21 protein-coding genes are annotated in these 25087 nt (G+C 36.1%); 13 read left to right on the top strand and 8 right to left on the bottom strand.

Going from position 1 to position 25087, the window contains the following annotated elements; all coding sequences use genetic code 11:
- Window positions 1-209 precede the first annotated feature (209 nt).
- Genes OD90_RS13300 through OD90_RS08605 form a run of 3 tightly spaced genes read left to right on the top strand, consistent with a single transcriptional unit; the run spans window position 210 to window position 4340 of the window.
- Window positions 210-890, top strand: a complete 681-nt coding sequence (locus OD90_RS13300; RefSeq protein WP_144668775.1) for a TIGR02594 family protein — start codon at window positions 210-212, stop codon at window positions 888-890.
- A 44-nt stretch (window positions 891-934) separates the two neighbouring features.
- On the top strand, window positions 935-2476 hold the full coding sequence (locus tag OD90_RS08610) for a hypothetical protein (RefSeq protein WP_144668774.1): 1542 nt from the start codon (window positions 935-937) through the stop codon (window positions 2474-2476).
- Window positions 2477-2534: 58 nt separating this feature from the next.
- Window positions 2535-4340, top strand: a complete 1806-nt coding sequence (locus tag OD90_RS08605; protein ID WP_144668773.1) for a hypothetical protein — start codon at window positions 2535-2537, stop codon at window positions 4338-4340.
- Between the two features lie 275 nt (window positions 4341-4615).
- On the opposite strand, the gene OD90_RS08600 is transcribed toward OD90_RS08605, so the two are convergent.
- A complete protein-coding gene (locus OD90_RS08600; protein WP_144668772.1) occupies window positions 4616-5206 on the bottom strand; it encodes a carboxymuconolactone decarboxylase family protein in 591 nt (196 codons plus the stop codon).
- A gap of 230 nt (window positions 5207-5436) precedes the next feature.
- Between OD90_RS08600 and OD90_RS08595 the strand changes: the two genes are divergently transcribed.
- The 3 genes from OD90_RS08595 (at window position 5437) to recJ (ending at window position 8926) form a co-directional block, all read left to right on the top strand.
- A complete protein-coding gene (locus OD90_RS08595; RefSeq protein ID WP_144668771.1) occupies window positions 5437-6684 on the top strand; it encodes a S8 family serine peptidase in 1248 nt (415 codons plus the stop codon).
- An 85-nt stretch (window positions 6685-6769) separates the two neighbouring features.
- On the top strand, window positions 6770-7195 hold the full coding sequence (locus OD90_RS08590) for an OsmC family protein (protein ID WP_144668770.1): 426 nt from the start codon (window positions 6770-6772) through the stop codon (window positions 7193-7195).
- Window positions 7196-7222: 27 nt separating this feature from the next.
- Window positions 7223-8926 carry a single-stranded-DNA-specific exonuclease RecJ gene (gene recJ / locus OD90_RS08585; RefSeq protein ID WP_144668769.1) on the top strand — a complete coding sequence of 568 codons (1704 nt, stop codon included), beginning with the start codon at window positions 7223-7225 and terminating at the stop codon, window positions 8924-8926.
- Here recJ and OD90_RS08580 read toward each other — a convergent pair.
- The 3 genes from OD90_RS08580 to trpS all read right to left on the bottom strand — a co-directional run bounded on the left by OD90_RS08580 (window position 8907) and on the right by trpS (window position 11279).
- Complete coding sequence (locus OD90_RS08580; protein WP_144668768.1) at window positions 8907-9674, bottom strand: UDP-2,3-diacylglucosamine diphosphatase; 768 nt, start codon at window positions 9672-9674, stop codon at window positions 8907-8909. The genes recJ and OD90_RS08580 overlap by 20 nt on opposite strands.
- Before the next feature lie 3 nt (window positions 9675-9677).
- Complete coding sequence (locus tag OD90_RS08575) at window positions 9678-10127, bottom strand: 6-pyruvoyl trahydropterin synthase family protein (RefSeq protein ID WP_144668767.1); 450 nt, start codon at window positions 10125-10127, stop codon at window positions 9678-9680.
- A 180-nt stretch (window positions 10128-10307) separates the two neighbouring features.
- Window positions 10308-11279: a tryptophan--tRNA ligase gene (gene trpS / locus OD90_RS08570; protein WP_144668766.1), complete on the bottom strand. Its 972-nt coding sequence runs from the start codon at window positions 11277-11279 to the stop codon at window positions 10308-10310.
- A 70-nt stretch (window positions 11280-11349) separates the two neighbouring features.
- On the opposite strand from trpS, the gene OD90_RS08565 reads away from it, so the two are divergent.
- Window positions 11350-12087: a lysophospholipid acyltransferase family protein gene (locus OD90_RS08565; RefSeq protein ID WP_144668765.1), complete on the top strand. Its 738-nt coding sequence runs from the start codon at window positions 11350-11352 to the stop codon at window positions 12085-12087.
- A gap of 168 nt (window positions 12088-12255) precedes the next feature.
- Here OD90_RS08565 and OD90_RS08560 read toward each other — a convergent pair whose 3' ends face one another.
- From OD90_RS08560 to recA, 3 genes are all read right to left on the bottom strand, one after another.
- Window positions 12256-13680, bottom strand: a complete 1425-nt coding sequence (locus tag OD90_RS08560) for an outer membrane beta-barrel protein (protein WP_144668764.1) — start codon at window positions 13678-13680, stop codon at window positions 12256-12258.
- Between the two features lies 1 nt (window position 13681).
- Complete coding sequence (locus OD90_RS08555; RefSeq protein WP_144668763.1) at window positions 13682-14227, bottom strand: RNA polymerase sigma factor; 546 nt, start codon at window positions 14225-14227, stop codon at window positions 13682-13684.
- A 225-nt stretch (window positions 14228-14452) separates the two neighbouring features.
- Entirely contained in the window at window positions 14453-15460 is a 1008-nt protein-coding gene (gene recA / locus OD90_RS08550) for a recombinase RecA (RefSeq protein WP_144669676.1), read from the bottom strand.
- A gap of 484 nt (window positions 15461-15944) precedes the next feature.
- Between recA and OD90_RS08545 the strand changes: the two genes are divergently transcribed.
- The 6 genes from OD90_RS08545 (at window position 15945) to OD90_RS08520 (ending at window position 22764) form a co-directional block, all read left to right on the top strand.
- Window positions 15945-16976, top strand: a complete 1032-nt coding sequence (locus OD90_RS08545) for a rhodanese-related sulfurtransferase (RefSeq protein ID WP_144668762.1) — start codon at window positions 15945-15947, stop codon at window positions 16974-16976.
- Between the two features lie 122 nt (window positions 16977-17098).
- Window positions 17099-18427 carry a stage 0 sporulation family protein gene (locus tag OD90_RS08540; RefSeq protein WP_144668761.1) on the top strand — a complete coding sequence of 443 codons (1329 nt, stop codon included), beginning with the start codon at window positions 17099-17101 and terminating at the stop codon, window positions 18425-18427.
- On the top strand, window positions 18420-18908 hold the full coding sequence (locus OD90_RS08535) for a gliding motility lipoprotein GldH (RefSeq protein WP_144668760.1): 489 nt from the start codon (window positions 18420-18422) through the stop codon (window positions 18906-18908). Before OD90_RS08540 ends, OD90_RS08535 begins: the two co-directional genes overlap by 8 nt.
- 2 nt (window positions 18909-18910) lie before the next feature.
- Window positions 18911-21238 (top strand): penicillin-binding protein 1A, encoded by a 2328-nt coding sequence (locus tag OD90_RS08530; protein WP_144668759.1) that lies wholly within the window; start codon window positions 18911-18913, stop codon window positions 21236-21238.
- A gap of 165 nt (window positions 21239-21403) precedes the next feature.
- Window positions 21404-22105: a CoA transferase subunit A gene (locus tag OD90_RS08525; RefSeq protein ID WP_144668758.1), complete on the top strand. Its 702-nt coding sequence runs from the start codon at window positions 21404-21406 to the stop codon at window positions 22103-22105.
- 2 nt (window positions 22106-22107) lie between these two features.
- Window positions 22108-22764, top strand: a complete 657-nt coding sequence (locus OD90_RS08520; protein ID WP_144668757.1) for a CoA transferase subunit B — start codon at window positions 22108-22110, stop codon at window positions 22762-22764.
- 549 nt (window positions 22765-23313) lie between these two features.
- On the opposite strand, the gene OD90_RS08515 is transcribed toward OD90_RS08520, so the two are convergent.
- Entirely contained in the window at window positions 23314-25002 is a 1689-nt protein-coding gene (locus OD90_RS08515; RefSeq protein WP_144668756.1) for an ABC transporter ATP-binding protein, read from the bottom strand.
- Between the last annotated feature and the right edge of the window lie 85 nt (window positions 25003-25087).

Genomic DNA, 25087 nt, shown 5'->3' with positions numbered 1-25087 from the left:
TGACAAATTATAAAGTGTATAAATAATTCTTTTTTATAAGAAGTTATAGTTGTTGAGAAATTTATATAAACAAACTTCTTACAAATCCTATAGCTTTTGCGCTTTTTTATTTTGGGTTGTTTACCTATTGATTTTCAGTCTATTAATACTCCATCAGTTTCTTACTACTAAGTAATTTTATCTCTCACTTCAAACAATATAATATAGATATGTCAATCACAATTCAAACTGCAGCTTCACAATTAGGTGTTAAAGAGATAAGCGGCTCCCAGTCTAATGCGCAAATTTTGCAATATGCCAAAGACCTTGGGATAAGCAATTATACAAATGACGATGCTGCTTGGTGTAGTCTTTTTGTAAACTGGGTTGCTCACAAGGGCGGATTAGAAACTACAGGCAAACTCACAGCTCGCTCTTGGCTCAATGTAGGTTTTCCTACAGATCGTCCAGAGCCTGGAGATGTAGTAGTTTTTTGGAGAGAAAATCGTAATTCTTGGATGGGTCACGTAGGATTCTTTACTGGTTTTTCACATAACCTATCGCGTATCTATTGCTTAGGTGGTAATCAAGGCAATCAAGTATCCATAACAGCATACGGTAAGGATAGACTATTAGGTTTTAGAAGACTGCGTAAAGTAGGTGTCAATGAGATCAAAGATCAGCACCTCAACAGAGGGAGCCACGGTACTGCTGTGGCAGAGCTACAAGATATTCTCAAGCAACTAGGATACGACTGTGGGACCACTGATGGGAAATTCGGTCCTAAAACAGAACAATGTCTTAAAGACTTTCAAGCCTCTAGCGGTTTTTTAAAACTTACAGGCAAACTAGACAAAGCCACGAGAGAATATCTAGATAAGGTTATGGAAAATCACTTATTAGAATTTTAGAATTATTAATCAAACAATTTATAAATTTTTAAAACAAAAGTATTATGGCAAAATTTGAACCAATTCCAGATGACTTTATGAATGTCGTCTTAGGGCAAGTGTATAAAAAGTTAACAAATGGTGGAGATCCCACCATGTTAGGACCTAATAATTTTGTTGCTTGGGAGCCTGTTGCCACGGTTATAGATGAGGAAGCATTTGACTTTGCAACAAAAGGAGCAGTAGGTGTTCCTCCTATGGTTGAAGGAATGACAGACGAGCAGTATCAAGCACTCAGAGCCGAAAAGAAGTTTGAAAGTTATGCTTTTGCAGAGGAGTTTGCACGACTAGCAGATCAGATACCATCGCACGTCCCTAAACTTCTTCCAGATGGAAAAAGTAGGGAGTTTACAATTTTTAGTCCTGCAGAGCAGACAGTGTCTAATGTCTATAGTGACGCTTTAGAATTTAGCGTAGTAAAGGATAGTAAAGAGGACCCTAAAGTGGTAAAGCGTATTGAACGAGAGCGTAAAAAACTCTTTAAAACAAAGAAGCTCAAAAATCCCGACTTTGATGAAGAGTCTATAGAGCATCCAGAAGATAATCCAAAATATATCCATCAGTCCTTTGTTTCTCCAGCTTATGCTAAATATCTAGAGTATGAGATGCTCTATGAAGAAGCCGATGAAGTACTTACAGATTTACAAATGCGAGTAGATTCTGGAGATCTGGAAGCTATGTCAGAAATGACAATGAGAGGTCGTAGTATTAAAAGAAAAAGGGACAATGCCTTAAAGAGATGGGAGTCTATGGGTTATAAAGGTAAAGTTGAAAAGGTAATGAACTACCTTGATGAGGTAGAGAGCAGTAATTTTTTAACACTCAAAAAGAGATATGAGTCAGAACTTCTAGCAGCAAGCCGTACAGGGCTTGGCGGCTCTAACACTTACCATTACTCATCTCCTATACCGGGTAAAATACTTGAAAACAGTTCAAAGTGGACCAAGTTTGAATTTAGTAAATCTGATTATGATAATGAATCTAAGAAGACCACTCATAAATGGTCCACAAAAGCAAGTTACGGAGGTATTGGTAAAATAAATGCAGAAGGAAAGCATGAGAAAGACACCTCCGAACTTAATTTTAACGACTTTAAAATGTCTTTTAAGATTACCAAGTGTTTCATGTCTAGACCGTGGTGTAGTAACTCATACCTAAAGTCCAGATACTGGAAGTACAGTAAGCACGGAAAAGATATTATGAATAACCAGATGCTTAGTGATGGTAAAGGTGGGGGGCTTTTACCTGCAATCACTACAGAGTTATACTTGCTTTCTGAGCTCAACATTGGCTTTAAAAAAGGATCATCTTCTTATAAAAAAGTGAAGAATGTTGTAGATGCTGGAGGCAGCGTACGTGTAGGTTTATTTAAAATGGGTGCTTCTTACGGCTATGCTAGTGATAAAGTAAATAGTTCAGGTGAAAAAGAAAGTCAAGGAGTCACCTCAGACGGAATTTTATTAGTGGGAAGAAAATGTAAAATTCTCGATCTCGCACCTAACCCATTACCATCTATAAAGGATGACGAATGGATTAAAGTAAAATAATTTTTAGTGTGCCGAAGGTTTGATGAAAACGTTCGGCACAATTTTAAATAATAATGTTATGAAATTTTATATTGCCTGTATACAAAAGTTGAGTGAACTCGTACAAGAAACATCTGGAGTAGAGAATAAATTTCTAGCTTGTCCGACACTAAGGGTCTATGAAGCGTCAGATTTTGACTTTCTTACGGTCTCGCAGATGAATGCAGAAGATCGCCTAAGCACAGAGAATATCTCTATGCAGTTTAACTCCCTAAGTTCGAGCAAAACATATTGGGATGTAGACGCAACAAATAGTCTGTTTGATTTATATAAAGAACGTTTAGAAAATCTAAAATTAAGAACGCAAGATGATGTCTCACAAGGCAATGAGAGTGCTCAAGAATTGTTACACAATAAAGATGGATCTCCTTCTGAAGCACTTATAAACTATACAAAGACCTTAGATGAATATGATCAGATTTTAGATGAACATAGAGAGTTTTTGAGCGAGATCGATGTTGAGGCAAGTGAGCCCGAAGAACTTCTTAACAGTCGAAAATGGGATGTACTGCAAAAACAACTAGCACTTTTTGTAGCCAATTGGAAACTTAATGCTCACAAAGAAGAAATAGAAAAAGCTTTAGAACGTATTAATAAACTGACAGATTTTGATTCCTTTCTTGCACTTAAAAACACAATTGAAAATCGTTTAAGAAACGCCGAAATCACAGGAATAAAATCTTTGTCAGAATTTTCTAAGCTGCAAATTTTCCCTACAGATTTCAATAAAAGTGATCTCTCTTGGAGTTCGCTAGAAATTACAAATGCCGAGGTAGACACGATATTTAAAAGAGCTCAAAAAGCACTTAAAGGATTTAATGAAGATTTACTCACGTTTGATTACAATGAGGATTTTATTGAGAAAATCACTGCTAGTTATTGTATTATCACGGTAAAACGTCCTTGGCTCAATAAGAACATTTTCGACTCTGAGTTTATAGATGGAAATACCAAGAACAAAACGTTTACTTATGCAAATAAAATCCTTCTTATAAAGGATATACGTGTAATTCTCAAGGAAGATCTTACACCTAAAGAGAAGAAAGAAATAGATGGGAATAGTATCATAAAATTTGGACCTATTTTTATGAAAAATCAAGCATTTATTAATGCCACATCAAAAAAAACTTTTATCAAAGCAATCACCAGTAAAGAAATATACACAAAGGCCTATGCTCCTAAGATTAATAAGAAACTCGCAAAAATATCCTCAGGACTTATATTATCAAAACCTGTAAAGAAAGGATCACTTGTTAAACATAAAAAAGCAAAACCAATTTTACATAGGCAAAAGTTTGCTACAATAAAACAAAAAAACTCTGCCCAAAAAGTTCAAATAAAATCGACCAAGAGTAGAAATAATCCTAAGTTTTTTGAAAGGCAAATGAGATTAAAACAGACTAAGCCGCTACAAAGTGTGCAACTGTCTCAAAAATTACAGTTAACTGCAAAAACGTTAGACCTAAAAAACTTAATGATTTATAATATTCAAAAGTCGCCTAAAACTATTACTTCAAGAGTGCATTTTATTATTAAAGATCAGCTTGGAGAAAATGCTTTATATAAGGTAGAAATTTCTATTAAAGATCAACGTACAAATTACTTTAAAGAAGTAGAAACAGATCAAGATGGACAGATTACTATAAATCTTACAGAAAGTAATTATGAGATTACTTTACGTAAAGATGGATTTAAGGAATTAACATTTATAGAGTCTATAAAAAAAGATGCAAATAAAACGATTGGAAAGCAATTAGAGCCTCATGAAGTATTTTATGAGTCATACTTTTTAGTAGGTATTATAGGAGATCAGATTTCTTTGTAAGTTAGGCAAGTTTTCGGAAAAATTTATAAATATTTTGAAAACACAAAAATAAAATGATAGAAATTTACACCAAAAGTGAAAGATTTTATCTCAAACGCCATAAGTAAGATAGACCATTCTGAAATCTTCTTTAACTTTTTTAATAGTAATAATTTAAAGACCTAATTTTTTAGAAATTAGAGCTTCTTTTACAATTAAGTTTTAAAGATAGATGATTATTACAGAGGTAATTTTCTTCATTCTACAATAGTCTCAAAATTCCAACTCTTATTTTTTTAAACGTGCTTTCCTACTTCAAAACCATGTTTCCCGAGGTATTGATTTCCAGAATCTATAGCATCTTCTTCTAATGTTGTTCCCATGGAGTCGTTCCAGCGATTAAGGTATCCAAAGAGTGAGATGACGCCCAGCATCTCTACAATCTCACCTTCATCCCAGTATTTATATAATTTTTCCTTTATCTCATTATCAACGGCATTTGGTACTTGGCTCGCCGCCAGGGAGAAGTCAAGCGCAGCACGCTCTGCATCAGAAAAAGCTGGATGATGTCTGTATTCCCAAATATTGTCTAGTTGCTCTTGCTCTGCTCCATATCGCTCTGCAGCTCGTATCGCATGTGCTTGACAATAACGACATCCAGTGGCATTACTAGATACCCAAGCGATCATACGTTTGAGCGCAGATGTTACACGACCTTGATTTGCCATCACTGCTTTATTTAGATTTATAAAAGCACGCGAGATATCTGGACGGCGTTGCATGGTAAGTACAGAGTTAGGACAAAAGCCCAAGGTTTCATTGAAAAATTCGGCGAGCTCTTTAGTGGTTTCGTCGTGATCTGCAGAGAGTGGAGTGACTAATGGCATAATTATAATTTTCTTAAGAAAAGTATTATTTAAATAAAATATGAGGCTAAATATAAGACTTATTTAAAATCGATGATTTTGTAGAAATTATTGAATGAGCTACACAAAAATAAAATAGATTTTAAAAATTTAACAAAGAAGTGTGTATTTGGTCGATAAATGAAATAAAATGTTAATTATATTACAAATTATTCGTTTCTTGTGATAATTAATTAAAAATTCAAATTTTGATGAACAAAAATGTAAAGATTTTAGGGGTAATTCTTGCTGCTGCAGCAATAGGATGTACAAATGATGCTACATTGTCAGATTCTGACTTAAATGTAGAGGAATCACTTACTATAGAAATGAATGAAGATGTGGGCAGCGCTCAAGATCTTGAAGGAAGATATATTGTAGTATACAATACAGATTTTGGAAAATCAATGAACGCTCAATCTTCAAAAGAAGCTGTTTTAAGTCTTACACAAGAAATATTAGGAACAACAAGGTCTGCAGCTGATTTAGGTATTAGTAATGTCTATTCAAAATCGATTAATGGTGTTGCTTTATCTCTTAATGAGAATCAACGTGCACTTCTTAACAAAGACAATCGTGTAAAATATATAGAACAAGATAGAATTGTTCAATTTGCTCCACCTTGTGGAACTCCAAACGGAGGACCTTGTGATGGAAATGGTGGCGGAGGTGATGATGGCGGATCTTCAGCACAAGAAACTCCTTGGGGGATTTCTCGTGTAAATGGAGGTGTTGCTTACACTGGTAATAGCGTAGCTTGGATCCTTGATTCTGGAGTGGATCTTGATCACCAAGATTTAAATGTGGATGCGTCTAGAGGATATAACGCATTTACATCAGGTAAAGATGGTCGTTCATTAGATGATGGAAACGGTCATGGTACTCACGTTGCAGGAACAATTGCTGCTTTAGATAATAATCTTGGGGTTATAGGTGTTGCTGCAGGAGCAACGGTTATACCTGTTAAAGTATTAGATTCGAGAGGTTCTGGTTCTTACTCTGGAGTTGTAGCAGGTGTAGATCACGTTGCAGCAAATGGCTCTGCCGGAGATGTGGCTAACATGAGTTTAGGAGGTCCTATTTCTGTAGCTCTAGAAGACGCTATAAAAGCTGCTGCTCAATCAGGTGTACGCTTCATGCTTGCAGCTGGAAACGAGGCTCAAGATGCTAATAATGTTTCACCAGCAAGGGTTAATGGTAACAATATTTATACAATATCTTCTATGGCACAAGGTGATAACTGGTCTAGCTTTTCAAACTTTGGAAATCCACCAGTAGATTACTGTGCACCAGGATCGGCTATTAAGTCTACTTGGAAAGGTGGAGGTTACAATACTATAAGTGGAACTTCAATGGCAACACCTCACGCAGCAGGAGTATTACTTTTAGGTAACGCTAGCTCAGGAGGAACTGTAAATGGTGATCCAGATGGTAATGCAGATACAATCATCGTTCACTAAACGATTTTAAATATTTGATTATGAAAACCGCTTCTTTAAAGGAGCGGTTTTTTTGTACCTTCATTTTAAAATAAAAAATTTAATAATGGCTGGACATAAAACTACGACAGTATATAAGGGTAAAATGCAATTTGAAACCGATAGCCCCACTGGTTACAAAACATATATGAACACCGGGCCAGATAATGGCGGGGATAATGAGGGAATGGGACCAAAAGCTTTAATGCTTTCTTCACTAGCGGGTTGCACTGGTTTAGATATCATTCATGTGCTTAAAAAGATGCGCGTAGAAATACCACATTTTGAGATGGTAGTAGAAGGTGTTTTAACTGAGGAACACCCTAAGACTTACCATACCGTGACACTTGATTATCATTTTTATGGTGAACACCTTGATCAAGAGAAGATTAAAAAAGCAGTGAAGCTTTCTGAAGAAAAATATTGTGGTGTGATGGAAATGTTTAGACAATTTTGCGAACTTAAAATAGGGGTTCATTTCATAACGAAGTAGCCTGTTATATTTCCCAAATTTGATGCAATGCGCTGGACACACAAACCAAAACCAGATCCACAAAAAGAAAAAAAACTCTCTCAAGAACTGGGAGTAGACGCACCAATATCAAGATTACTCATACAACGAGGAATTGAAACTTTTGCCGATGCAAAGAAATTTTTTAGACCCGCTCTAGAAGACCTTCATGATCCTTTTTTAATGAAGGATATGGATAAGGCTGTTGCTCGCATAGAAAAGGCAGTTGAAAGTGGAGAAAACATCATGGTTTTTGGTGATTATGATGTGGATGGAACCACAAGTGTCGCGCTGGTAAGCTCCTATTTAGAAACCTTACACCCGCAAATCGCTACGTATATACCAGATCGTTATGAGGAGGGCTACGGAGTATCCTATAAGGGTATTGACTTTGCAGTAGACAATGACATTACACTCATTATTGCCTTAGATTGTGGTGTAAAGGCGATTGATAAGGTGTCCTATGCCAAGGAGAAGGGAGTAGATTTTATCATCTGTGATCACCACAGACCCGGGGAAACATTGCCAGATGCGGTGGCAGTTTTAGATCCAAAACGAGAAGACTGTACCTATCCCTATTACGAGCTTTGTGGCTGTGGTGTTGGGTTTAAATTGATAAGTGCAATTACGCTTTCGCGAAAGCGTAACCCAGAAGAATTGCTTCCTTATCTTGATTTAGTAGCTACGGCAATAGGCGCAGATATTGTACCTATTACTGGTGAAAATAGAATTCTTGCTTATCATGGACTTCATGTAATTAATAAGGCACCAAGAGCAGGTTTTGAAGCTATTATAAAACAACTTAAAAAAGAAACTTTAACCATAACCGATGTGGTATTCATCATCGCACCACGTATTAATGCCGCCGGCCGAATGAAACACGGTAATCATGCCGTGACATTGCTACGCGAGACTGACTACAATGTTGCTTGCCAATATGCTACTGAAATAGAGACGTATAATGCAGATCGTAAGGAGGCAGATAGGTCTATTACCAAAGAAGCCCTAGATCAAATTATAAAGAATAAAGAGGAAAGCAGAAAAACGACAGTTGTTTTTCAAGAAGACTGGCATAAAGGAGTTATTGGTATTGTGGCGTCTCGACTAACAGAAACGTATTACCGGCCTACTTTAGTTTTTACAAAAAGTGGCGATAAATATGCGGCAAGTGCGCGCTCTGTAAAAGGGTTTGATGTGTATAATGCACTTCAGGAATGTGCAGCGCACATCGAACAATTTGGTGGTCATAAATATGCTGCCGGACTTACCTTGCTTCCCGAACAGTATGAGGCTTTCAAAGCCAAATTTGAGGATGTCGTTGCTAGAAGTTGTGATGAGCGATTACTCGTTCCAGAAATCGCTATAGATGCGGAAATTGATTTGAAAGACATCACCCCAAAATTCTACCGCATTTTAAAACAATTTGCTCCTTTTGGACCTCAAAATATGTCACCTACATTTATGACAAGAGATTTGTACGATACAGGTTATGGAAAAAAAGTAGGAGCAGATGAGGATCACCTTAAAGTTTCGGTGAAACAAAATAATAAAGGTAACTACATTGGAGGAATAGGTTTTAATTTAGGAAATAAGCATGAGCTCATATCAGGAAAAAAACCGTTTATGGCAGCTTATGCAATTGATGAAAATGTGTGGAATGGTGAAGTAAGTCTACAACTTAGACTTAAGGATATTAAGAGTGAAACTCTTTAATTTCGAAACCAACTTTTTCATCATAAACCCCATAGGTGTAGTGGGAAATCCAATCTCCCAGATTATGATAGGTAGAATTTTCTCCTACTTTGATATTCATAGGTAAGTGCCTGTGTCCAAACACAAAATAATCATAGTGTTCTGTCTCTAATTTACGCTTTGCATAGGTAGCAAGCCATTCGTTTTCTTCTCCCAAGAAAATATGATCATCATCTCCAGAAATAAGCTTGTTTTTAACCGAAAAATACTGTGCGATTCTCATCCCAATATCTGGATGCCCCCATCTAAAAAGCCACTGAAAAAACTTACCTCGAAAGATTTTTTTCATTCGTTTGTAGCCCTTATCACCAGGTCCTAACCCATCACCATGACCTAAAAAAAACTTTTTATCATTGATTTGAAAAACTTCTGGGTCATGAAAAACTGAAATGCCAAGCTCGTCCTCAAAATAACCATTCATCCATAAGTCGTGATTCCCTACAAAAAAGTATATTTCAATTCCCTCATCTCGCATCTCAGCTAGTTTACCTAAAGTGCGTACAAACCCTTTTGGGACTACGGTGCGATACTCAAACCAAAAGTCAAACAAATCTCCCATTAAGAAAATAGCTTGTGCATCTTTACGTGCCATTTCTAGCCACCTCAAAAACTTACGTTCTCTAGGCCTGCTCTCTTCCATAGTGGGAGCACCCAAGTGGTTGTCACTTGAGAAATAGATTTTTTTTCCTTGAGGAAGATTAATTTTCATAGATTAATTATCGCTTGCAAACCACTCTGCATAGCTAGTGGCAGTTTCTTGAAGGCGTAGTGAGTGAAGTTTAATATTTTTAGGTAAAAGCGATTTGATTTTTGCGGCAAAATCTATGACCATCATTTCACTGGTAGGCTGGTAATCTACGAGAAGTACTGAGTGACCACGATCAGAAAGTTCTTTTGCCAGCTCTACGTGAGGCGTGTTTTTGTTAAAAACAGTTGCATGGTCAAAAACGTCAACAATCTCTCTATTGACAATTTTCTTAAGGTCAGAGAAATCAATCACCATCCCGTATTTCACGTGTGATGAATCTGAGATAGGCTCACCTATTACTGTGACACTTAATTTATAACTATGGCCGTGTACATTGCGACACTTCCCATCGTAGCCATATAAAGCGTGACCTGTTTCAAAAGTGAATTGTTTTGTAATACGAATTTTTGACATACTGATTCTTCTTGTTTTCCGCTTTCGCGAAAAAGGTAACACCTCAACTAGCGTCTTCTCCTAAATTTATTATACAAAACTACGATAATCAAAACCAATCCTAGAATGAGGAAAAGTCCGTTACCACTTAAAAAGTTTAAAAAATCCATATTACTTTATTTAAACAATTAAAAATTTCGGCTAATAGCCAACAACTTTTCTTACTCTTCCCAAAACTTCATCTGCTACTTTTCCAGCTTTTTCTGCCCCTATCTTGAGTGCAGCGTCTATTTGGTCTAGGTTTTCCATATAATAACTATACATTTTCCTTTCTTCAGCATAGGTGTCTATAATTACCTCGTAAACTGCTTGCTTTGCGTGACCATAACCAAAGTCTGTTCTCTTATAATTTTCGCGTAAGCGTTCTACTTGTTCTGGAGTCGCTAGCAATTTATAGAGGTTAAATACATTACAGCCTTCTGTTTCCATAGGTTCTTCCATTGGAGTGCTGTCAGTTTTAATCCCCATAATTTGTTTACGTAGTTTTTTATCAGGAAGGAAGATGTCAATAATATTGCCTTTAGATTTAGACATTTTTGCACCGTCTGTTCCAGGAATATACATCGTCTCCTCGTTATGGCTTGCTTCTGGAAGAACAAAAACTTCAGTTTTTGTAGCAGCATGAAAACGACTTGCTACATCACGCGTCATCTCAATATGTTGTGCTTGATCTTTACCTACAGGTACAATCTCTGCATCGTATAGAAGAATATCTGCCGCCATAAGCATAGGATAGGTAAATAAACCAGCATTTACATCTTCAAGTCTATCTGCTTTGTCTTTAAAACTGTGCGCAAGTGTAAGTCGCTGGTATGGAAAAAAGCAACTCAAGTACCATGTCAATTCTGCTGTTTGTGGCACATCGCTTTGTCTATAAAAAACTGTTTTGTTGATGTCGAGACCAAAGGCGAGCCAAGTGGCAGCGGTACTATACGTATTATGACGCAGTTGTGATCCGTCTTTTATTTGTGTAAGTGAGTGCATATCTGCTATGAAAAGAAATGACTCATTTGAAGGGTCATTTGCCATTTTGATAGCAGGAATAATAGCACCTAATAAATTTCCGAGATGAGGTGTGCCTGTACTTTGGACACCAGTAAGTATTCTTGACATAAAATTGAGTAAAAAGCAAAGTTAGCTTTTTCTGTCTATTGGCTAGTGACAATTTGGTATTTTTGGCTCGATGGAAATTCTAAATAAAATTTTTACTGCAATTTGGAAAGTATGGTTTTACTTCCTCATGCTAGTCGTTATTCTAATTTTGTCTCCATTACTTATTATAAGTATTCTAAAGGAAACTTGGTATGGCGTTTTCTTTAGGCTCGCTCAAATCTGGGCACGTACGATTATGCTTTTAATGGGCTTTGTACCGCTTATAAAGCGAGAAGAAAAGTTTGTAAGAAATAAAAGTTACATGTTGGTGTCTAACCACACCTCTATGCTAGACATTTTATTGATGCTACATCTTGCTAAAAATCCATTTGTATTTGTTGGTAAAGCAGAGCTTGCAAAAATTCCACTTTTCGGATTTTTTTATAAGCGTACGTGTATTCTTGTAGACCGAGGAAATGCAAGGAGTAGAAAAGCAGTTTTTGACCAAGCTCAGCGTAGATTAAATCAGGGATTCAGTATTTGTATTTTTCCAGAAGGTGGCGTTCCAGATGATACTTCCCTTATATTAGACTCTTTTAAGGATGGTGCTTTTAGACTTGCCATTGACCACCAGTTACCTATTGTGCCTATCACATTTTACGATAATAAAAAGCGCTTTCCTTATTCATTTTTAGAAGGAGGTCCTGGTAAATTGCGCGCGAGAGTCCACACCTTTATTCCGACTGCTGGGATGTCTCAAGTAAATAAAATGGAATTAAGAGAAGAGACGCGAAAAGTTATTCTCACGGCATTGGAAAAGCATGTCTAACTGTTTTTAGAATTACGCTTTCGCGAAAGCGTAAATAGAATTTTTAGAAAAGATTTTAAAAAAAAGGCTCCGTAACCAGCGGAGCCTTCTGTAGTTATCGTTGTTAAAACAACGAATACCTAACCAACTAAAAAAAAGGATTTACTCTTTTTATCGAGTATATGTTTTTTAAAATTTATAACTTAATCCAGTATATATACCTAAATAATAAGGGTTAAAGTCTACAGCATTCTTATCAAAAGCATTGAGTTGATATTTAAAAGAAGGCTCTAAATTAATTTGTAATTTATCTGACATTTTATAATCCAATCCTAGGCCAATATTTGTGCTAAAGCTAAGTTCATTGGCATTTTTTGAGGTGCCAAGATTTGTAGTGAGTTCTTTAGAAGATAGAATCACACGGTTATCATTAAGAAATAATGTGCTTACTCCTCCTACAAGTGATATTCCTACGCGCTTTTCTGAAATGGTATAAACGGCTTCCATGGGGATTTCTAAATAACTTAATCGTTGCTCAAGAGCGCCACTTGAAGTGCTGCCCACTCGTTGTGGAGCAAAATTTTCAATAAAATTACCGCTGCTATTATCAGATATTATTAGTGTAGCTACATCATCTTTGTAGTTTACACTTTGTAAAGATCTTCCTTGCCCGCTGGTACTATAAGAGATTTCATTTGTCGTATAACTTAGATCTAAGGAGCTTACTCCTGTTCTTACTTTAATTTTAGGTGAGACAGCGTAACTCACCTGTACTCCGTAGCTAAAATTTACATCACCAGACTTGCTATTATCCTCAAATTGCTTATCTAAACCAGAACCACCAAAGTCTCCATAGTAAACAGGTGCTGCAATAGCTCCAACATTCCATTTATTTGTACCAGGTATGTTTTGTTCCTGAACCAAGGCCTCTGCATTTTGTTTTTCCTTAATTTTTTGAGCTTCTACTGTGAGATCTTTTTTATTATCTATCGTATTTATTGAAGTCACCGTTGTAGTTGAACTAAGAAAGGGATCTACATTACTAATATTTGATTTAACAGAACGTTCTTGAATGTTTTTTAAAGTGTCTGTCGTTACAGAAGCTGTAGTGTACGCATTTTTTTCTTCGACAGAACTTTTATTAGTTTTTGATTCTAGCGATCTATTTTTATTAAGAAGAAATGTTGATTTAATACTCGAGGAAACATTTTCCTGAATAGTTGCTTTATCTGTAGTATTCCCTTGATGTTTAGATTTGTCAGAATTATTAACCACTTCTATAGCAGGTATAAGATGAGAAGGATTGTTTTTCTTTTGTGGTTTTTTATCAAGAGGAGCGTTATCTATAATAGATTTTTGATTTTCATTAGGCTGTTCATTTACTAATAAAGGAGAATTAGATATTGCGGGTGATAATAAAATGCTTCCTAAACCTAATAAGAAGGCAACACCAGCAGCGATACCTCCAAGCTTCCACCAAAGTGGAATTACTTTTCTAGAAGTTTTTTTCTTCTGCCTCGCAGCAATTTTATTCCATACACGATCACTAGGGTATGCTTCAAAATCTTTAAACTTCTCTTGAAAAAGTCTATCTATGTTTTTATTTTCTTCCATATTACATCTGAGATTTGCTTAGGGGGCTGTGCTGGCTCCTCTCGATCTTTTCTTTTAATATTACTCTAGCTCTTGCAAGGTTTGACTTAGATGTTCCTTGCGATATATTTAATAATCCTGCAACTTCTTTATGTGAATATCCATCAAGTACATAGAGGTTAAATACCATTCTATATCTATCTGGCAATTCTTGTATAATTTTGAGTAAAAAATTTAGAGGAACACTTTCCTCATCTACTTCTACCTCAACGACATTTAAATTTTCCTCATTTACCAGACTAAAAACAGCAGGCTTACGGTATCTCTGTAAGGCAGTATTGATTGCTATGCGCTTGAGCCAGCCTTCAAAAGAACCTTTATTTTTATATTGCTCTATTTTGTCAAAAATGGTCATAAAAGCATCTTGCAGAATATCTTCTGCCTCCATATAGTTAGGAGCATACTTCAAGCATATAGAAAATAACACACTTCCATAGCGGGTGTACAATTCTGCTTGTGCATTTGGTAGCTTCTTTTTACAATTCTTTATGAGTTGCTTTTGACTCAACTACTTAACTTTTTTATGTTCTTATGGCAAGATAAGAACAGATACCTCTAAAACTCTTTAAAGAGCATTTTATGGTATCGATTATAGAATATTTACTCGTATAGGTAATTTTTTTATGTCTTTACACTTTGTAGATGCAATTCTTTTAAAAGGTTGCGTATGGATATATTAAAATAAAAAACCTCCTTAAATAGGAGGCTTTTATGTGTAAACTATCAGATAAACTTATTCTGAAGATAATTTTATAGCTTCATGAATTTTAGTCTCAAGCTCATCCATAAGATCAGGATTATCTAATAATAATGCTTTTACTGCATCACGACCTTGACCTAATTTTGTGTCTTCATAACTAAACCAAGAACCTGCCTTCCTTATAATTTCATAATTAACTCCAATATCTATAATCTCTCCTACTTTAGAAACCCCTTCTCCATACATGATATCAAACTCTGCAGTTCTAAACGGAGGTGCTACTTTATTTTTTACAATCTTAACGCGAGTTTTATTTCCTAATACGTTAGCGTTACTATCTTTTATCTGAGTAGAGCGGCGTATATCTAAACGAACAGATGCATAAAATTTTAATGCATTACCTCCAGTAGTTGTTTCAGGATTACCAAACATAACACCTATTTTCTCACGAAGTTGATTGATAAATATCACTGTACAATTAGTCTTACTTATAGAGCCAGTAAGTTTACGAAGTGCTTGAGACATCAACCTCGCGTGAAGACCCATTTTTGAATCTCCCATTTCTCCTTCAATCTCACTTTTTGGAGTTAGCGCGGCAACGGAGTCAATGACAACAATATCAATAGCTCCAGATCGGATCAGATTATCTGCTATTTCTAGTGCTTGCTCTCCATTATCTGGTTGAGAGATGATAAGGTTATCAATATCAACTCCTAATTTTTCTGCATAAAAGCGATCAAAAGCATGCTCTGCATCAATAAAAGCAGCAATACCACCTGCTTTTTGAGCTTCGGCGATTGCATGTAAGGTTAAGGTTGTTTTACCAGAAGATTCTGGGCCATAAATTTCAATGACACGGCCACGAGGATAGCCCCCTACACCTAAGGCAACATCAAGACCTAAAGAACCAGTTGGTATAGACTCTACATCAACTATAGCTTGGTCTCCCATTTTCATAACAGCACCCTTTCCGTAAGTTTTGTCTAACTTATCAAGTGTAAGTTTTAGTGCTTTTAATTTTGCCTCTTTTTCACTGCTCATATCGTCTTTTTTCATTTATTTGTAATGTAAAAATAAGTTTAAATAAAGGTGTGGACAAGATCCGCTTTCGCGAAAGCGGAATACTTTTTAACAACATTTCTATTTAAATACACGCAACCTTTTGTAAGTTGCAGCATCTTAAATTTGAAACTAAAGTTTAACCGAGTATAAAACCCAATTTAGCCCAATATTGAGTAAAGATACTAAAATTTGGAATCTTTACCAATATTAGGAAGGCCACCGCGACAAAGTACATTAATGAGATTGCTTATAAAACAACCAAGTAAGTTAAAAACCTGAATTAGCCGTTCACAAAAAATGCCCGCAAGAAGAACTTCCGGGCATTTTTTGTGGAGTTAATTTAAAAATAACTTCCGCCAAGAAATACAGATATTTGTTGTGTATGTGCTTATCTGATATTTGAATTAAGGAATATAATTCATGTATCTTTGCCAGAATCTTTAACACTTAAAATAGGTATAGCATGCAACTGTACAATAAACTAAGCGCAAAAGAGAGAGCAGAGCTCATAGAGCAGGCTGGAGAAGAACGCCTTACACTCTCTTTTTATCAATACCATAACATTGGTAACCCAGAACTTTTTAGAAATCATCTTTTTATCGCATGGGATGCTATGAACGCACTAGGTCGTATCTATATCGCCCATGAAGGTATAAATGCTCAGATGTCTGTACCTGCAACAAGGTTTAACGAGTTTAAGAGCTTTCTTGATAATATTGATTTTTTAGAAAATGTAAGATTGAATATTGCTAGAGAGCAAAACAATAAATCTTTTTTGAAGCTCAAAGTTAAAGTGCGCCATAAAATTGTGGCAGATGGGCTTAATGATAAAAGCTTTGATGTCACAAATAAAGGGGTACACGTGGATGCAGTTGCCTTTAATGAACTTATAGAGCAAGAAGATACCGTACTTGTAGATATGCGTAATCACTATGAAAGTGAGATAGGACATTTTAAAAATGCAGTAACACCAGATGTAGATACTTTTAGAGATAGTCTTGATATTATTGAGGAAGATTTAAAGAATCACAAGGAAGATAAAAAGCTGGTCATGTATTGCACCGGAGGAATACGTTGTGAAAAGGCAAGTGCTTATTTTAAGCACAAAGGTTTTAAAAATGTTTTTCAGCTTGAAGGGGGTATTATTGAATATGCTCGTCAAGTAGAAGATCAGAAATTAGATAATAAATTCCGAGGAAAAAACTTTGTTTTTGATCACCGTCGTGGAGAGCGTATTTCTAATGAAGTGATTTCTAATTGTCATCAGTGTGGTACTCCATGTGATGAACATGTAAACTGTGCTAATGAAGCTTGCCATTTACTTTTCATACAATGTGAAGAATGTGCAAAAACAAATCATAATTGCTGCTCAACAGAATGCGCAGACATAAATGCTCTTCCTTTTGAAGAGCAAAAGAAATTGCGAGCAGGTAAAGGTAATAGCAATAAAATATTCAAAAAAGGGCGTTCTGAAAAGCTTGCTTTTAAGAAGTAAATACTTCTTTTAGAATACTTATCTTTATCGATAGTTCATTTTGAACATAATAAAAAATACGTACACATTACTGTTGCTCTCTAACGATTGATATAGTGTGATGTACCTCAAATATATAACATATGGCTTGTGGCAATTGTGGCACTGGAGAAGATGGAGCACCTAAGGGATGCAAGAATAATGGAACCTGTGGTACAGATGGATGTAATAAACTTACTGTCTTTGATTGGCTTTCTAACATGTCTTTACCAGACGGTCAAGAAACTTTTAATTATGTAGAAGTGCGCTTTAAAAATGGACGTAAAGATTACTATAAAAATGAAGAAAACCTTACGCTTAGTATAGGTGATATTGTAGCGACTCAAGCAGAGTCTGGTCACGATATTGGAATGGTTACACTTACAGGAGAACTTGTGAGAGTACAGATGAAGCGTAAGAAAGTACGAATAGATGCACCTGAGCGACTAAAGATTTATAGAAAAGCTTCCCAAAAAGATATAGATATCTGGACAACGGCTCGTGAGAAGGAAGAGCCTATGAAAGTACGTGCTCGACAGATTGCGATCAGACTTGAGCTCCAAATGAAAATCTCAGATATAGAGTTTCAAGGAGATGGTTCAAAAGCTACGTTTTATTATACAGCAGAGGATCGTGTAGATTTTCGCCAACTTATAAAAGAATTTGCTCAAGAATTCCGCACTCGTATTGAGATGCGACAGATTGGTTTACGACAAGAAGCTGCGCGCTTAGGAGGAATAGGTTCTTGTGGTAGAGAGTTATGTTGTTCTACATGGCTTACAGATTTTAGATCTGTTACTACAAGCGCTGCTAGATATCAACAATTATCTCTCAACCCTCAAAAGCTTGCTGGACAGTGTGGAAAATTAAAATGCTGCCTCAATTATGAGCTTGATTCTTATATGGATGCGCTAAAGAGCTTCCCTAAAACTGACATAAAGCTCTACACTCAAAAGGGAACGGCTGTTTGTCAAAAAATAGATATTTTTCAGGGCCACCTATGGTATGCTTACGAAGGAGAATGGATGAACTGGCATAAGCTTACAACTGAGCATGCAAATGAGATTATTGCAGCAAATAGAAAAAAAGAGCCCGTTGCTAGCTTGGAAGAGTTTGCATCAGAGTTAATGAAGGAAGATAAAGTAGATTTTGGTAATGTAGTAGGTCAAGACAGCTTGACCCGTTTTGACAAACCAAAAACTACCAATAAACGTCGTAAAAACAGAGCTAAAAAAGGAACAAAAGATACACCTCAGGTAAAAAATAATCGTTCAAAAAAAACAAACAAAAAAGTACAAAAAGATGTAAACCCAACTCATAAAGTTAGTTCAAAGCAGCCGAGTGAGTCTAAGCAGAGAAGTCAAAAAAACGCTGCAGCAAAGTCAAATTCTAAAAATAAACGTCGCCCCCAAAAACCAAAACCTAATGCGTAGCGTATTTCTATTAGTAGTGATTTGTATGGGTCTGTTCTCTTGTGATTCAGATCAAGTTTATCACAGATATGAATCATTAGGTGGTAATTGGAATATTAATGAGCCTGTAACTTTAGAAATAAAGGATATAGATTCTGTACAGCCTTATAATCTATACATCACAGTACGTAATGATAATAGGTATCCTTACAGCAATTTGTTTTTAATTACATCGTTAGAATTTCCACAGGGTCACACACTCACAGATACATTAGAGTATGAAATGGCTGCACCAGACGGAAGATGGTTAGGAGAGGGCTTTGGGGATATAAAGGAGAGTAAATTAGTGTATAAAAGAGGAGAACGCTTTCGCGAAAGCGGAACCTACACTTTTACCGTAGAACACGCGGTACGTAAAAATGGAAATATTTCTGGCGACCAAACGTTAAAGGGTATTACAGAGGTAGGGTTGCGTATTGAAAAGCAGCTAGAAAAGAATTAAATATGGCAAAACGAGCAACTTCAAAAAAACCAAAAAAAACTACCAATAACAACGGGAAATATATCTCTTGGTTTTGGAGAATTTTTGCTGTAGGAATTCTTTCAGTCGTGATGCTCTTCTTACTTGCAAGCTGGAATGTTTTTGGTGAATTACCTTCCTTTGAAGAGCTTGAGAACCCAGAAAGCAATCTGGCCACTAAGATTATTTCTGTAGACGGGAAGTTATTAGGGACTTACTATAACGAAAACCGCACGCCTATTAAGTATGAAGACCTACCTCAAAACTTAATAGATGCCCTCGTTGCCACAGAGGACGAGCGTTATTATGAGCACTCTGGTATCGATTTTAAAGGAACAGCCAGAGCATTTGCCTATTTGGGAAAAAAAGGTGGAGCAAGTACTATTACACAGCAACTTTCTAAGCTTTTATTTACTGGAGAAGCAGCAAAAGGCTGGGAACGATACACACAAAAAGTAAAAGAATATGTGATTGCCACTAGACTAGAGAGACAATATACCAAACAAGAAATTGTAGCGATGTATTTAAATAAGTTTGACTTTCTTTTTAGAGCTATTGGGATAAGCTCAGCATCCCGCATTTACTTTAATAAGGATGTAAAAGACCTAGAGCTACACGAGAGCGCAGTATTAGTAGCAATGCTTAAAAATCCAAGACAGTATAATCCCTATCGCGAAATATCTCGAGAAAAATCCCTAATGAGGCGTAATCAGGTATTTAAACAAATGGAGAAAAATGGGATGATCACAACTGCAGAGAAAGATTCCTTACAGGCTATCCCAATGGTAGTCACTTTTACTCCAGAAGGACATGCAGATGGTATAGCGACTTATTTCAGGGAGAATCTCAAAAAGTTTCTAAGTAAATGGATAGAAGAAAATCCAAAAGGGGAGGATGAAAACGGAAATCTAGAATATTATAACATCTACAGGGACGGTCTTACAATTACGACTACTATAGATTCTCGCATGCAAAAGCTAGCGGAAGAAGCTGTAGAAAAGCATATGCCGAATTTACAAAGTGCGTTTGATAAACAGAATGCAAATAACACAACCGCTCCTTTCCGAGATATAGAAAAAGAGGACATTGCACTTATCTTTAACAGAGCAATGAAATCTTCAGAACGCTGGCGTAAAATGAAAGCTCAAGGCAAAAGTGATAGTGATATCAAAAAATCCTTTGATGTAAAAACTGATATGACCGTTTTTTCTTGGAGAGGCGATATTGATACCCTTATGACACCGAGAGATTCAATAAGGTATTACAAAAAATTCTTACGCAGCGGTATGATGTCTATGGTGCCGCAAACCGGTGAGGTACGTGCTTGGGTGGGTGGTATTAATATGACGCATTTTCAATATGACCACGTACAGACAGGTAAGCGTCAAGTAGGGTCTACCTTTAAACCTTTTTTATATGCTACAGCAGTAGATCAGTTACACATATCACCTTGTGATACGCTTCCTAACACGCTATATACTATTCCAGCAGGATCTCACGGGAACACAAAAGATTGGACACCAGAAAACTCTGGTGGTGATATGGGAGGTATGGTTACAATGAAGTATGCACTGGCCCAGTCTATAAATACAATCTCTGCTAGATTGATGGATAAGGTTGGTCCTTCACAAGTATTGAAATTAGCAAGTGACTTAGGTGTAGATACAAAGAATATACCAGAGGTACCTTCTATCGCACTAGGAACTCCAGATATAAGCCTTTATGAAATGGTTTCGGCTTACGGGGCTTTTGCAAATAAAGGGGTGTATGTCAAGCCACAAATGGTAAGCACAATCCAAGATAAAAATGGAACTATATTATATCAACATGTTCCAGAGACAAGAGATGTATTAAGTGATGAGTCTGCTTATATTACGCTAGAACTTATGAAAGGAGTGACCTCCTCTGGATCTGGAGCAAGACTAAGACACAGCTGGCGAAAAGACGGGGTTTATAAAAATACCGTTACAGGTTATCCCTATGGATTCACAAATCCTATTGCGGGTAAAACAGGAACTACACAAAATCAATCTGATGGCTGGTTTATGGGGGTAGTACCAGATCTAGTTACTGGCGTTTGGGTAGGTGGAGATGATAGATCGGTACATTTTCCAGGAATAGGATACGGGCAGGGAGCCACCATGGCTTTACCTATATGGGCACTATACATGAAGGGAGTGTATGCAAATATAGATCTGAAGGTGTCAGATAAAGATTTTGAACGGCCAGAAAATCTTAGTATTGAAACAAATTGTGATAATTATAAAAGTAATGGCGTAAGTGATGACTTACCCGACGAGTTAGATTTTTAACTTCATCCTTGATAATATAAAAGAGTCCAAATTTTTGGGCTCTTTTTTTTTGCTTTCGCGAAAGCAAAAACTTTTTGAATTGCATTATATTTTTCAGTTTGTATACGCGTAATACGAATATATTGGCTGTATATTATGTATTTTTAAGTCTCAATAATTACGAATATGATATTAAAGAAAGTTGCGGGAGTAAAAGAAGCCCTAAAAGGAGTTTCAGATAATATGACGATGATGCTAGGCGGTTTTGGGCTTAGTGGTATCCCTGAAAATTCAATTGCAGAGCTAGTTGCTCTCAATTTAAGTGGCCTTACCTGTATTTCAAATAATGCTGGGGTAGATGATTTTGGTTTAGGACTGCTCCTACAAAAAAAACAAATAAAAAAAATGATCTCTAGTTATGTAGGAGAAAATGCAGAGTTTGAAAGACAAATGCTTAGCGGAGAACTTGACGTAGAGTTAATACCACAAGGAACCCTTGCAGAGCGATGCCGTGCTGCTCAGGCTGGTTTTCCAGCAATTTATACACCAGCGGGATATGGTACAGAAGTGGCAGAGGGAAAAGAAACACGTGAGTTTGACGGTAAGATGTATGTTTTAGAACATGCTTTTAAGGCAGACTTTGCATTTGTAAAAGCTTGGAAGGGAGATGCAGCTGGCAACCTTATTTTTAAAGGTACCGCCCGTAACTTTAATCCTAATATGTGTGGTGCAGCAACAATTACGGTGGCTGAGGTTGAAGAACTTGTACCTGTGGGATCTTTAGACCCTAATCAAATACATATTCCAGGAATATTCGTCCAACGAATTTTTCAGGGAACTAATTATGAGAAGAGAATTGAACAACGCACTATTAGAACAAGAGAATAATTATGGCACTAGATAAAACCCAAATAGCACAACGCATTGCTAGAGAAGTAAAAGACGGTTATTATGTAAATCTTGGAATAGGCATACCTACTTTGGTAGCAAATTATGTGCGTGAGGATATAGATGTGGAGTTCCAAAGTGAGAATGGAGTTCTCGGTATGGGGCCTTTCCCATTTGAAGGAGAGGAAGATGCAGATATTATTAATGCAGGTAAGCAGACTATCACTACACTTCCTGGCGCTAGTTTTTTTGATAGCGCAACTAGTTTTAGTATGATAAGAGGTAAACATGTTGACCTCACCATTTTAGGAGCAATGGAAGTAGCTGAGAATGGCGATATTGCAAATTGGAAAATTCCAGGTAAAATGGTTAAAGGAATGGGAGGAGCCATGGACCTTGTCGCAAGTGCAGAAAATATTATCGTTGCAATGATGCACACCAATAGAGCTGGAGAATCTAAACTTCTCAAAAGATGTAGCTTGCCACTTACAGGAGTGGCTTGTGTTAAAAAGATAGTGACTAATTTGGCTGTATTAGAAATAACAGAAAAAGGTTTTAAGCTTTTGGAACGAGCTCCTGGTGTTTCTATTGAAGATATAAAACAAGCCACAGAAGGGTTTTTAGAAATCGAAGGGGAGATACCTGAGATGATCTTTTAATTACAGTAACATTAATCACAAAAAACCACCGCTAGGTGGTTTTTTTTGTAAGAATTTTTTAATCATGAGTGTAGGAAAATGACTTAAGTACTACAAAAAACATTAAATCACAGATGAAATACACAATTTTCTCTTCTTTTAACAAAAATTCTTATGAAAAAATTTGGACAATTGTTTTTTTGTATTACTTTAGCAGTCCCCAAATTATTATAAAACCTCGTTAAAGAGGTGATAGTATCGGACGAACTGCATAAGTGAGTCTACACAGAATAACTTTTAATAAGAGTGTTATAAGTTATGATTTGTTAGAAATCCGTGGGGGGAGCCCTACGGATTTTATTTTTTAAACATTAATCTGAAACCCAATGGAAATTTTAATCACATCATCTAAGTCTTTTGTTCAAGGAGTAAAAGAAGCTAGTGAATTCACCGCAAATTGTGCTAAACTAGCGAAGAGAGTATTTTTATTTATGCTTTAATAGAGCTTCTAAAATTTGGTAGTAGCCTGTCTTTAATTAAGCTATCTTTTAGTTATTTATAAACGCAATTTTAAATACCTTTTGGGATTGCATCAATGAGTTTTTGCGTATATTCTTTCTCTGGAGCGGCATAAATTTTATCAGCGTCTCCTATTTCTTCTATTTTACCTTTATTCATCACCACGAGTTGATCTGACATGTATTTTACTACGGCAAGATCATGTGAGATAAATATATAGGTAAATCCAAAATCTGATTTCAATTCATTAAGTAAGTTAAGAACCTGAGCTTGTACTGATATATCAAGCGCACTTACAGATTCATCACAAACAATTAATTTTGGTTTTACCGCTATAGTTCTAGCAATACCTACACGTTGCCTTTGGCCTCCAGAGAATTCATGAGGATATCTATTATATGCAGAGTGATCTAGACCTACTCTTTCTAATAACTCAAAAACCTTTTCTTTACGATCTTTATTGGAGCCATATAGTGTATGCACTTGCATAGGCTCAATGATAGCTTGTCCTACAGTAAGTCTTGGGTTTAGTGAGGCAAATGGATCCTGAAATATAATTTGTATTTCTTTACGTAAAGACCTTAGCTCAGAGCCTTTTAATGCTGTTATATCTTTACCTTTATAAAAGATAGATCCAGCCGTTGCTTTGTCTAGTTGAAGAATAGCATTTCCTAAGGTGGATTTCCCACAGCCAGACTCTCCTACTAAACCTAAAGTTTCTCCTTCGTAAATACTAAAAGAGACATCATTTACAGCTTTAAACTCAGTTTGCTTTCCAAAAAAACCTGTTTTAGAGAAATAGGTTTTTTCAATATTATTTATTTCTAATAATGGCTGTTGAGCATATAAATCTTCTTGATGTTTTTCCCGTTCTTGTTTTGTCTCAATAGGAGAACTAGGTTTATTCTCCAGATAATCTTTTATAGTTGGTAATTTTTTTAGTCTTTGCTCTAATGAAGGTCTAGCATTTAAAAGCGCTTTAGTATACTGATGCTTAGGTGATTTAAATAATTCTTTGGAGGTTGCTGTTTCCACAATTTTTCCTCTGTACATAACTATAACTCTATCTGCAATCTCGCTTACTAATGATAAGTCGTGAGAAATAAATACAATGCTCATTCCTGTTTCTTGCTGTAATTCCTTGAGCAGAAGAATGATTTCTTGCTGCACGGTAACATCAAGTGCAGTTGTAGGCTCATCGGCAATAAGAATTTTGGGCTTACATGCAATCGCCATTGCAATCATAACTCGCTGTTTCTGTCCACCAGAAATTTCATGAGGATAAGCGTTATAAATTATATCCGGTGACGGAAGTTTAACTTTTTCAAAAAGCTCAAGTACTTGTTGCTTTGAACGCTTTCGCGAAAGCGTAAAATGCTCCAGTAAGATCTCTAAGACTTGTTCTCCACATTTCATAGAAGGATTAAGCGAACTCATAGGTTCTTGAAAGATCATAGAAATTTTATTCCCTCTAATGGATTGCCAGCTCTTTTCAGAAATATTTTGCAGTTCTTCTCCCTCATACTTGATAGATCCTAAGGTTTTACTATTAATTTTTGGGAGCAGACCCATAATAGCTAAAGAGGTAAGTGATTTTCCAGAGCCAGACTCTCCTACTATTCCTAAGATCTCATTAGGTAGTAGCTTAAAAGAAATATCAAATAAGACTTGGTTATCCTTTCCTTGTGAATAAAAATACTGTGATAATCCCTCTACAAGTAACAACGGAGTTTGAGCCATAAAATAAATTTAAGAAAATACTCAAAAAATATCGATGAAATACACAAAAACATGCACGTTAACGAAAAGTTAAATATTTTTTAAT

Origin of the sequence: Dokdonia sp. Hel_I_53, assembly GCF_007827465.1 — a bacterium.
Taxonomy (GTDB): domain Bacteria; phylum Bacteroidota; class Bacteroidia; order Flavobacteriales; family Flavobacteriaceae; genus Dokdonia.
This window is presented reverse-complemented; position numbering and strand designations above follow the sequence as displayed.